The organism is Vibrio sp. V08_P9A1T1, assembly GCF_963874405.1.
Classification (GTDB): domain Bacteria; phylum Pseudomonadota; class Gammaproteobacteria; order Enterobacterales; family Vibrionaceae; genus Vibrio; species Vibrio anguillarum.
The window spans coordinates 1-9,346 of the sequence record NZ_CAWNIB010000043.1; the positions used below are offsets into that span (position 1 = coordinate 1).

At 44.6% G+C, this 9,346-nt stretch carries 10 protein-coding genes; 5 read left to right on the forward strand and 5 right to left on the reverse strand.

The genetic code is table 11. The features are described from left to right. Positions 1 to 485: 485 nt before the first annotated feature. Positions 486 to 1,340 carry a formate transporter FocA gene (focA, locus tag AACT21_RS02480; RefSeq protein WP_026028023.1) on the reverse strand — a complete coding sequence of 285 codons (855 nt, stop codon included), beginning with the start codon at positions 1,338 to 1,340 and terminating at the stop codon, positions 486 to 488. A gap of 302 nt (positions 1,341 to 1,642) precedes the next feature. Between focA and AACT21_RS02485 the strand changes: the two genes are divergently transcribed. Continuing rightward, complete coding sequence (locus AACT21_RS02485; RefSeq protein WP_010318620.1) at positions 1,643 to 1,876, forward strand: TIGR02647 family protein; 234 nt, start codon at positions 1,643 to 1,645, stop codon at positions 1,874 to 1,876. A 65-nt stretch (positions 1,877 to 1,941) separates the two neighbouring features. Here AACT21_RS02485 and AACT21_RS02490 read toward each other — a convergent pair whose 3' ends face one another. Then, positions 1,942 to 2,385: a PACE efflux transporter gene (locus tag AACT21_RS02490; protein ID WP_094163652.1), complete on the reverse strand. Its 444-nt coding sequence runs from the start codon at positions 2,383 to 2,385 to the stop codon at positions 1,942 to 1,944. 96 nt (positions 2,386 to 2,481) lie between these two features. Here AACT21_RS02490 and AACT21_RS02495 point away from each other — a divergent pair, with 96 nt between their 5' ends. The 3 genes from AACT21_RS02495 to AACT21_RS02505 are packed head-to-tail and all read left to right on the forward strand — an operon-like array spanning position 2,482 to position 4,860. After that, entirely contained in the window at positions 2,482 to 3,372 is an 891-nt protein-coding gene (locus AACT21_RS02495) for a LysR family transcriptional regulator (RefSeq protein WP_010318618.1), read from the forward strand. A 32-nt stretch (positions 3,373 to 3,404) separates the two neighbouring features. Next, complete coding sequence (locus AACT21_RS02500; RefSeq protein ID WP_094163654.1) at positions 3,405 to 4,235, forward strand: NAD(P)H-binding protein; 831 nt, start codon at positions 3,405 to 3,407, stop codon at positions 4,233 to 4,235. Next, positions 4,228 to 4,860, forward strand: coding sequence for a YdcF family protein (locus tag AACT21_RS02505; RefSeq protein ID WP_094163656.1), 633 nt, complete (start codon positions 4,228 to 4,230; stop codon positions 4,858 to 4,860). Before AACT21_RS02500 ends, AACT21_RS02505 begins: the two co-directional genes overlap by 8 nt. An 84-nt stretch (positions 4,861 to 4,944) precedes the next feature. Here AACT21_RS02505 and AACT21_RS02510 read toward each other — a convergent pair whose 3' ends face one another. Beyond that, complete coding sequence (locus AACT21_RS02510) at positions 4,945 to 5,523, reverse strand: thymidine kinase (protein ID WP_026027614.1); 579 nt, start codon at positions 5,521 to 5,523, stop codon at positions 4,945 to 4,947. 120 nt (positions 5,524 to 5,643) lie between these two features. After that, positions 5,644 to 7,419 (reverse strand): aspartate--tRNA ligase, encoded by a 1,776-nt coding sequence (aspS, locus tag AACT21_RS02515; RefSeq protein WP_094163658.1) that lies wholly within the window; start codon positions 7,417 to 7,419, stop codon positions 5,644 to 5,646. Between the two features lie 277 nt (positions 7,420 to 7,696). Here aspS and AACT21_RS02520 point away from each other — a divergent pair, with 277 nt between their 5' ends. Then, on the forward strand, positions 7,697 to 8,563 hold the full coding sequence (locus AACT21_RS02520; RefSeq protein ID WP_094149762.1) for a DUF72 domain-containing protein: 867 nt from the start codon (positions 7,697 to 7,699) through the stop codon (positions 8,561 to 8,563). 134 nt (positions 8,564 to 8,697) lie between these two features. Here AACT21_RS02520 and AACT21_RS02525 read toward each other — a convergent pair. Further along, positions 8,698 to 9,346, reverse strand: a 649-nt coding sequence (locus AACT21_RS02525; RefSeq protein WP_303396331.1) for an inositol phosphate phosphatase SopB, incomplete at its 5' end; no start/stop codon positions are given.

Genomic DNA, 9,346 nt, shown 5'->3' on the forward strand with positions numbered 1-9,346 from the left:
GCACGGAGTTGTGTTTGATTAAGAATTTATGTATAGAAATGTGAGTAGTTGTGTCAATTTAATTTCTTTTCATAAACGTTAAGCAAGAAACAAAAAAGAAACAAAATGAATTGCAAGATAGGATTGAGGTGCGAATTTCTTCCCGCAAAACGCTCAAATGGCAACCAAAATGTAACACTATTGTTAATAAGATGAGGCATAGTTAGATGTCGATCACCGCTCAGGAATCGGTGTTATATTCGCCCCACTTCAGTGCATAATGCACTGCCCACTGCTGGGTTTTTGTGCACTTCTTGATAGAATTCATCTTACACACTGGCTTTAAAACAGCTTATCCACAGAAAATGTGGATAAGCTGTTTTAAAGGTATAAATAGTGAACAAACACTAGCAGAAGCAGTCAACACCACCTAAGGCGATGGTTTAGAAATGACAACAAAAAGCGGCCCTTAAAGCCGCTTCTAAAATCATCTCTTCAATAAGGAGTTATTCGTGAGATCCATCTCGAAGGTAAATTAACCAGTACCAAATGCCAACAAAAACACCCCCACCGATGATATTGCCAATCGTCACGGGTAATAGGTTATTGATCAAAAAACCCATTAAGTTAAGGTCTGCGTAGTCGGCAATATTGGCACCCGTCATCTGCCAAAACTCAGCGGGTGCAAAATATTTGATACCAATTGCCATCGGAACTTGGAACATATTAGCGATGCAGTGCTCAAAACCCGCGGCGACAAACATAGCGACAGGTAAAATCATCACCATAATTTTGTCAGTCAAGGTACGACCACTGAAAGTCATCCAGACCGCCACGCACACCAACACGTTACACATAATGCCAAGCGCTACTGCCTGCATAAACTCGTGATGCAATTTATGCTGAGAAATGGCCATCGCATTGAGGCCAACTTGGCCACCATCAAACATATATTGTTTGGAAACGAGCATACAGGCGACAAGCATCAGCGCACCAGCAAGGTTGCCAAAATAGACGATGACCCAGTTTTTAATCAACATGCTCCAAGAAATTTTGCCACTCGCACGTGCAACCAAAGTCAGCACTGAACTAGTGAATAACTCACCACCGGTGACCACCACCAGAATAAGACCTAAGCTAAACGCAAAGCCGCCGATAAAACGACTCAGACCCCAAGCCATATCGCCCGTTCCTGTCGTCACTGTAGTGTAAAAAACGAAAGCAATACCGATATGAATGCCAGCAGAAATGGCAAGAAGGAAAGACTTCATCGGATCTTTCGTCGCTTTTCCAACGCCAGTTTCTGCGGCGCGCTCTGCCATTTGCGGTGGCAATAGGGAATCAAATTGGTTTAAGTTCATGGCAAGTAACATTTTGAAACAAGTTATATAAGGCGCGGATAATCGCTCCATTCCTATGACAATTCAAGAGCTATTTTCTATGTTTACAAAAAATGTGTTTAGCGTGATGAAAATCATAAAAATTTATTGATAGCCCATATCCAGCGTCTATAGATAGCCACTCTCTTGCAAGCCAATGATGAATATAACTGTGTGAAATATCCCCAATTTGGTTGCAGATAACATTTCTTACAACAACTGATTGCAGCCAACAGCGCCGCCATCTATGGTGACAAAAAATCATTCACTACATAGGTGTCGAGATGAAATTTACTCAACAAAATATCGCCGAGCTCAATCTACTCCTCCAATTTGATTTAAGCAGCGCTGCGACTGGCATTAAAGTCCGTAATGATGCGTCTGACGACATGCAATCCGCCGTTCAACGTCTTTACGAAAAAGGTCTGTGTACATTACCTGATGGTGGCTATTTAACGGATGAAGGTATCGAAGTGGCCGAGCATGCAGAGCGCGTGCTGCGTGTTTTGAACTCTTAATCTAGCCTGCAAAGGCAGCCGTGATTCTGCTGGCTGCCTTGTCCCCTTAAAAAAACCGCTCTTCTTTATTTGGCCATTGGCTCAATCCAACGTTGATAGGGCTGAATTCGATCATATCCCCAGTTAAACAGTGTGGTGTAGATAAAGAAAAAGGTCAGAAACCCAGCTTCCAAAATCAACGCATCCCACATCGATACGTCTAAAACCCAAGCGATCACCGGAATAGAAATAAAGACGAGCCCACCTTCAAAACCAGTCGTGTGTAACAAGCGTAAGCTAACCGTACGCGCTAATCGGTTGGTACCAAACACTCGGTCGAACAAAACGTTGTATAGATAGTTCCACGCTACGGCAAATAGGCTCAAACCAATACCTATCATGGCTAAATCCCCCGTTCCCTGCCCTGTCACCAATGCGGAGATTGGAATAATTAACGCTAATGCGGTCACTTCAAACGTTATTGCATGGAAAAGGCGCTCTTTCACCGACAGCTCTCTCATTGACATCATTTTTCTCCTCTTTATTCTTCGTCTGAGGTGTTGAATGGGCTCATTTTCATCTATATTGAAGATACTAAAAAGTTAGATAGTATCGGTAAATGAGATATGTTGAGTATTGATCAGTTGCAAGCCTTCACCGCAACCGTTGAGAGTGGCTCTTTCTCCGGCGCGGCAAGACAGTTGGGCAAAGTTCAATCAGCCGTTAGCCAACACATCATCAATTTAGAAATTGATTGCGGCGTAGAACTGTTTGATCGCTCCGGCCGTTATCCACGATTAACCGCGCAAGGCGAGCGACTTCTACCGTATGCGCAAGCGACGTTGCAGCAACATCAACGCTTAGCGCAACAAGCACAACTGCTTGCTTCCTCACCCAATCAACAGCTTTCGCTCGCGATGGATGAAGGGATCCCGTTACAAGGGTTAACCCATTTATTCAAACAGTTAGCCACACAGTTTCCACACATTGAAATTGAATGTTTAAGTGCATCAAGTACCGATGTGATTGAAATGGTGGAACAAGGTCGCGCTAGCTGCGGGATCATCTTCAGTGAATTGGCCTTACCGAATAACCTTGATTTTGAAAATGTCGGTTCAATCCGTTTTGATGTTTATGTGGCCGCAGAGCATGAATTGGCTCAGCATCAAGCGCCCCATATCGATATGCTAAGATTGCATCGCCAACTCGTTATCCGCTCACGCAGCCATAAAACCAGCAGTTTCCATCAAGCCTTTAGCCCCGAGATATGGTACGCCGATAACTACTATCTATTATTAGAGATGGCGTTAAGCGGTTTAGGATGGTGTTTGCTGCCAAGCTATTTAGCCGAAAGTGAACAAGCGATGGGGAAATTAGTGCGTGTCCCTGTTGAGTTTGAACAGCTGGCTTGGTATACCAACATTGATGTCATTCAGCACCAGCGCATGAGCGCCGATCCTATCCATAAAATGGTCAGGCAGTTGTTGCGCCAGCTTAGTCCACTCACCGATGCCTGATCGGCATACAATCAATACAGGATGTACATTTTATGAACACCATTACCCTCATTGGCGCAGGTTGGCTAGGCCTTCCTCTAGCGCAAGCTCTTACCAAAAACCACCAAGTCTACGCCAGCCGCACCCAAACGGCAGGAATGCTTGAGTTAACGCAACATGGCATCACAGGCTTTGTATGCGATCTTTCTCTGCGCGACCAAAGCTTATCGCAGCACTTTATTGCTCAAAAAAGTGAGATTGTGATAGGCAGCTTTCCACCCGGTTTTCGCAAGGGAAGAGGGCAAGAGTATGCGCAGCAGTGGCAGCATTTAGTCACGCAAGCAAAGCTGGCTAATGTGCGTAAAATCGTCATGGTCAGCTCAACCAGCGTCTATCCTGACATTGCACAACCAATGAGTGAACAGGATGCCTCCTTGTCACTGGCGCAAAATGACTCAAACTTCAGTGAAGGAGCACGAATCATGTTGCAAGCCGAGCAACACGTTATCGATTCAGGGCTAGATTATGTCATTGTACGCTGTAGTGGCTTGATCGGACCAAAGCGTCATCCCTCACGATTTGCAGCGCGTTTGGCGCAAGTCAGCCGGCTTGCACCAGCTAATATGTTGCATCAAAAAGACGCCATTGGTGCACTGATTTTTGCCAGCGAAAAACTCTCCAAACAGGTCGTTAACGCCACCACACCACAAACCGTGAGTAAAGCTGAGTTTTATCAAGCCGCGTTGGCGGCCGCCGAGCTAGACTCACCATTGCCGCCAATTGTCGATATTGCAGACAAACGCATCTTAAGCGACAAGCTGAGCCAATTGGGCTATCAATTTCATTATTCACACACGTTAGAGGCACTGGCACTGAATGAGTAAACATCTCTACCAACACATTGAAACCTTGTGGCAGTACATGCAGATGAAGCATGAGCTCGTCGCGGCCGATATCATTATGGTGTTTTGCAGCAATGATTTGCGCGTGGCTGAGTATGCTGCACATTTGTACCAACAAAATCTGGCTCCCTACCTTCTTTTCTCTGGCGGACAAGGGCGTTTTACTGAGGGTAAATTTGCTAAAAGCGAAGCAGAAACCTTTGCTGACATAGCCAAAGATTGTGGCGTACCAACCCACGCGATTTTACTGGAAAAAGAGGCGACTCACTCTGGAGAAAATGTACGATTTAGTCACCATCTATTGGCAGAAAAATCGATCACTGCGCAACGTATTATTGTGGTTCAAAAACCCTTCATGGAACGTCGTGCCTACGCCACATTTGTTAAGCAGTGGCCCGCCCCATTTGAGTCATTGATGGTGACCTCTAGCGGAGAGACATTTTTCGATTATCTTGATGAGGATTTCACCGTTGATGTTGTACTGAGTGCGCTATTAGACGATTTTGTGCGAGTCCGCGACTACCCAGCACAAGGATTTCAGATTGAGCAACCGATCCCAGACGATGTGACACTTGCTTACCAAGTTCTGAGTCAATTTGAGTGGTAACACAAGTTGTGGGGCATACAAAATAGATAGGGAGGCTTAAACCTCCCTATCGAATAATTTGTTCAAGGCGCAGAAGTAATGAATTTACTTACCCAAGGCTTCTTTATAGTGCTGACGACATACCGACACGTATTTATCGTTACCACCAATAGAGACTTGATCACCTTCGGCAATCGCCACTCCATGTTCATCGGTGCGAATGACCATGTTCGCTTTACGGCCACAATGACAAATTGTTTTCAATTCCACCAGCTTATCGGCCCAAGAAAGTAGATATTTACTCCCTTCAAATAGCTCACCTAAGAAATCGGTACGCAAACCATAGCACAGTACCGGAATGCCGATTTTATCGACCACTTCAGTCAATTGATAGACTTGCTCTTTGGTTAAGAATTGGCACTCATCAACCAAAATACAGTGACGCTTTTGTTGCTCGTGCAGTGCGTTGATCTCATCATACAAATTCGTTTCAGCGGTAAAAAGCTGGGCGTCTGATTCCAATCCTATTCTTGAACTTACTTTACCAACACCATAGCGGTCGTCGATGGCAGCGGTATAGATCACGGGCGTCATACCACGCTCTTGGTAGTTGAAAGAAGATTGTAGAAGAGTGGTTGATTTACCTGCATTCATCGCAGAGTAATAGAAATACATTTGAGCCAAAAGAGAGATTCCTGTCACTAAGTCAATTGGCGAGAGAACAAGGTTCACTCAAATAAAAAAGGATAACCCTACGCGGGGGCAAAAAAGAGGGTGACTTGCGCCACCCTGTTACCGTTGCGTTTATTGCGCTTTTTCTTTTGCGACCGTCACCGCAATCGCCAACTCTTCGAGCGACGCTGGGTTAGCCAGACTCGGTGCATCCGTTAGCAAACAAGCGGCTGCGGTTGTTTTAGGGAAGGCAATCACATCGCGAATATTTTCCGTACCACACAACAGCATCACCAAACGATCAAGACCGAATGCAAGACCTGCGTGTGGTGGCGTACCAAATTTCAGCGCATCCAATAGGAAGCCAAATTTCAGTTGTTGCTCTTGCGCATCGATACCTAAAATCTCAAACACCACAGATTGCATTTCAGCATTGTGAATACGCACCGAGCCACCACCTACTTCATAGCCGTTTAATACCATGTCGTAAGCATTTGAATTTGCAACCGCTGGGTTGGCTTGCAGCTCTTGCGCGGTTAAGTTAAGTGGCGCGGTAAATGGGTGATGCATAGCATGCAAGTTACCTTCGTCATCTTCCTCAAACATTGGGAAATCAACAACCCATAGTGGAGCCCATGAATTTTCATTGGTGATCGCCAGATCTTTACCCAATTTCAAACGCAGCGCACCCAAGGCTTCAGTCACCACTTTTATTTTATCGGCACCAAACAAAATGATGTCGCCAGACTCAGCGTGAGTACGCGCCAAAATGCCTTCCACAATGTCAGCCGAAAGGAATTTCGCGACCGGAGATTGAACGCCCTCTAAGCCAGCAGCGCGATCATTGACTTTCATCCACGCCAAACCTTTCGCGCCATAAATACCAACAAACTCAGCGTAGCTATCAATTTGCTTACGAGTTAATGCCGCGCCACCCGGTACACGAATAACCGCCACGCGTCCTTTAGCATCATTAGCGGGACCAGAGAAAACATTGAAATCCACATATTTTACAAGGTCTGCAACATCAACCAATTCCAGTGGGTTACGCAGATCCGGCTTGTCGCTACCATAGCGACGCATCGCTTCGCTGTATGGCATCACAGGGAAATTACCTAAGTCTACATTTAGTAACTCAAGCCACATATTGCGAACCATTTTTTCAGTCACTTCACGCACTTGGTCAGCCGTCATAAATGACGTTTCAATATCGATTTGAGTAAATTCTGGTTGACGGTCAGCACGTAAATCTTCATCACGGAAACATTTTACGATTTGATAGTAACGGTCAAAGCCTGACATCATCAGCAACTGTTTAAACAGTTGTGGCGATTGAGGAAGTGCATAGAAACTGCCTTTGTGCACACGACTTGGCACTAAGTAGTCACGAGCCCCTTCCGGCGTTGCTTTCGTCAAAACTGGCGTTTCAATATCGAGGAAACCGTGTTCATCAAGGAAGCGGCGTACAAAGCTAGACGCTTTAGCGCGCAGCTTAATACGATCACTCATTTCTGGACGGCGTAGATCTAAGTAACGATATTTTAGACGTTGCTCTTCTGAGTTCTTTTGGTTGAAATCCAGAGGCAAAACATCACTGCGGTTGATAATCGAAATCCCACTCGCGAGAATTTCTACTTCGCCAGTCGCCATCTCTTTATTGATTTGACTTTCTGGACGCGCGCGTACTTCACCAGTGAGCTTAATGCAGAATTCATTACGCAGTTGGTTAGCTACTGCAAATACATCCGCCATATCTGGATCAACCACCACCTGAACGATGCCTTCACGATCTCGCATATCAATAAAGATAAGACCGCCTAAATCACGACGGCGATTAACCCAGCCGCACAACTCCACAGTTTGTCCTGCGAGGGACTTGTTCAGGTGACCACAATAATGGCTACGCATAATGAATTTCCCAATCTCTAATTAGTTATCAATTCTAAGCCGCTCAGCGTCATTATCTGAGCAGCGCAAAGTTCCATTTATACGCTGAAAGATGTGCAAAATCGACCTTCCAGAATACAATTTGTTGTGTTTTATCAAGGGTTGCTGCTTTTTAAATCAATAATCAACCAAAATAGCAACACCGCTGAGAAATTGCGGCTGATTATAGCGTTAAAATACCAAAATCATCAAAACTCTCGTAGAGTATTTATTTTTAGTAATGGATTAAAAGGTCAGTATGATGAATTTACCACTGCGACTCGGCCTTACCATGTGGTCACACGCGGGCTGGCAAAGTACGTTTTACGGCGCGGGAACGCCTGCTGCGCAGCGTCTTGAAAAGTATGCGAGGGTTTTTCATACCGTAGAAGGCAACACTACTTTCTATGCGTCACCTTCCATGAACACAGTGCAGAACTGGCGCGCCGCCACTCATGATGATTTTCGGTTTACGTTCAAACTGCCCAAAGCTATTACCCACGAACATAAGCTCACTGGCTGCCAAGATCAGTTAAAAGATTTTATGATGCTGATGGAGCCTCTACACTCTCGTGTTGGATTATGGACCATCCAACTGCCAGCTACTTTTGGCCCACAGCACTTAGAGCAGTTGAAAAAATTCTGCGCCTATTTTCCCGCGGGTTTTCCACTGAGTGTTGAAGTGCGGCACCTTGAGTTTTTTGCTAAGGGAGAAGCTGAAAAAGCGCTCAATCAATGGTTAGTTGAATCGTCGATTGATCGAATCATTATGGATAGTCGTCCTATCTTTTCGGCCAAACCGACGACCGACGTCATCATTGATGCTCAGAAAAAGAAACCTAAAGTCCCTGTTCACGCCATTGCCACGGCACAAACGCCGATGATCCGTTTTATCGGCCACCCAGAATTAGAGGCCAATTACCCCTTTTTTGAAGCGTGGATGACCAAACTGCCACATTGGATCGAACAAAGAAAACAACCTTATCTTATGGTCCACACGCCAGACAATATTGAAGCCCCATTATTAGCCGCCGAGCTATACCAACAGCTGCAACAACGACTCACATTACCTACATTGACAACATTTCCAGCCCAAGATGACCAGCACCAAATCACCCTATTTTGATACTAAAACTCACCACTAATACACACCCCCTATTGTGTAACAAAAGGGGGAATCCAGTTCATGCGAACACATAAAAATGTGGGGTAACAAACCATCAGGCTTTTATGAATGCCACTATCTTTTGGTATTCAGTTTCATGAATTCACAAAATTAGACAAACCTTTTATCTTTTTCCATGCGTCTCTATCACCAATTCTCTTTCTTTTTAGAGACAGTTCTGCTGAGCTCAGCATCCAAGGTGTTTTTGTACACACTTTATTCCCCTGAGCTCCTCCTGTGTTCGATTCCTGAATTTGTAAGTTACCACTGTTGAGTAAAACCTTCTGTAGTAGTTTCTGATCTTCACTGCCAAGTGCTCCCCAAGGAGTAACCGATTCATTCTGATGTAATTTAATCACTTCTCGCTTAACTTCTCCGTCAAGAAAACCCGTACGATCTTTACCACTTTTGCAATTCCAAGCAGGAATAATCCCAATTTCATACGTTAATAACACAATGCACCTTGCCATTTTGTATGGGTCACTCTCATCGGTATTATGTGCTTTAGCTTCCCAAATCTCTTTTATTTGTTGTACCAATTGTAAAACAACCGATTTATTTTTAGGGTTATCGGCCAAATATTTACCGACCCAACCTTGTGGATCAGTACTATTGCAAAAACCATCCCCCAACAGAATCTTTAAACCCTCTAGGTTTATACTGTCCGATTTCTTTTGACCAATTTTAAATTTCAAAGAAAGCTCGTTTACTCCAAAATTAAAAGGAATGATCTCTGGTTTAACC

Bases quoted from the DNA above. Each gene is read 5' to 3' on its own strand.
- AACT21_RS02505 (WP_094163656.1), top strand. From the start codon at position 4,228: ATGAGTAAACATCTCTACCAACACATTGAAACCTTGTGGCAGTACATG.
- AACT21_RS02490 (WP_094163652.1), bottom strand. From the start codon at position 2,385: ATGATGTCAATGAGAGAGCTGTCGGTGAAAGAGCGCCTTTTCCATGCA.
- AACT21_RS02495 (WP_010318618.1), top strand. From the start codon at position 2,482: ATGTTGAGTATTGATCAGTTGCAAGCCTTCACCGCAACCGTTGAGAGT.
- AACT21_RS02520 (WP_094149762.1), top strand. From the start codon at position 7,697: ATGATGAATTTACCACTGCGACTCGGCCTTACCATGTGGTCACACGCG.
- aspS (WP_094163658.1), bottom strand. From the start codon at position 7,419: ATGCGTAGCCATTATTGTGGTCACCTGAACAAGTCCCTCGCAGGACAA.
- AACT21_RS02500 (WP_094163654.1), top strand. From the start codon at position 3,405: ATGAACACCATTACCCTCATTGGCGCAGGTTGGCTAGGCCTTCCTCTA.
- focA (WP_026028023.1), bottom strand. From the start codon at position 1,340: ATGAACTTAAACCAATTTGATTCCCTATTGCCACCGCAAATGGCAGAG.
- AACT21_RS02485 (WP_010318620.1), top strand. From the start codon at position 1,643: ATGAAATTTACTCAACAAAATATCGCCGAGCTCAATCTACTCCTCCAA.